The sequence below is a fragment of the Bacillus sp. LR--39 genome (assembly GCF_053613335.1).
Map to the genome: position 1 here is coordinate 1 of NZ_JBSIOT010000550.1, position 875 is coordinate 875.

Annotated in this window: 1 pseudogene; it reads left to right on the top strand. The window is 45.8% G+C overall.

The window, feature by feature from the left end:
• Positions 1 to 875: pseudogene (locus tag ACWHAR_RS24815) on the top strand (SWIM zinc finger family protein); the annotation flags it as partial.

Here is an 875-nt window from a genome sequence, read left to right on the forward strand (position 1 = left end):
GGGCAAGCTGAACCCCGAACAAGATTTTTATTCCCTCAATCCGTACGTTGAACAGCTGATGGATACAATCTACAGCTCTATTGATAAATTAAAAACGTACGCGCTGTCTTTTGCGCTTGATCCGTTTTTGGATAAAACACCGGATGTTATCCGACCTTTGCTGTTGAAAGAAGAAATTTTCCAATATGAACGCATCCGCGTCTTCGGTGAAATTTGGAGTGCGCTGCTGTCGCGGCCAAAATGGGTGGCACGTGAACAGGAGATATTGAAAAAAGAAGCAGGACGGCGTTTTTCTCCCGAATTGCAATTCGGGCGCCTGCATTTGGAATTCCTGCAAAAGAATGATGACGTTATTTTTGCGGAAGCGGATCAATTCCCGCCGGAAGCGCTCCCTTATACGTTCCAATGGCTGAGTGAAATGACTGCCAAGAAGGACTGGAAACGGCTTAAAACATGGTACCAGCAAATTGAGCCAATTGCGATGGGTTATACGAAGCTGGATAAGCCGTTTAAAGAGATTCGCGATGTGATCGGCGAGCTGTTCCTTCTGTTGAATGCCTATGTGCAGCAAACCAATGATCAAGCGCTGTTTGAGCGCTTTGCCGCGGGCTGTCTGCCGTATACGTTCACAGAATACAGCCATCATTTATATGAAAAAAAACGCTATGCCGAGTGGATTGAAATTCATAGCCTTGTCGGCTTTTCCATCAATGAAATGGATAAAATGATGCTCAAGGAAATTGCAGCGAGCGACCCTGAGGCGCTTATACCGGCTTACCATAGAGAAGTGGCTTTTTTCATTGATCAGAAGAACCGCAGCTCGTACAAGGAAGCCGCCCGGTATTTGAAAAAATTGCGCACCCTGTACAAAAAAG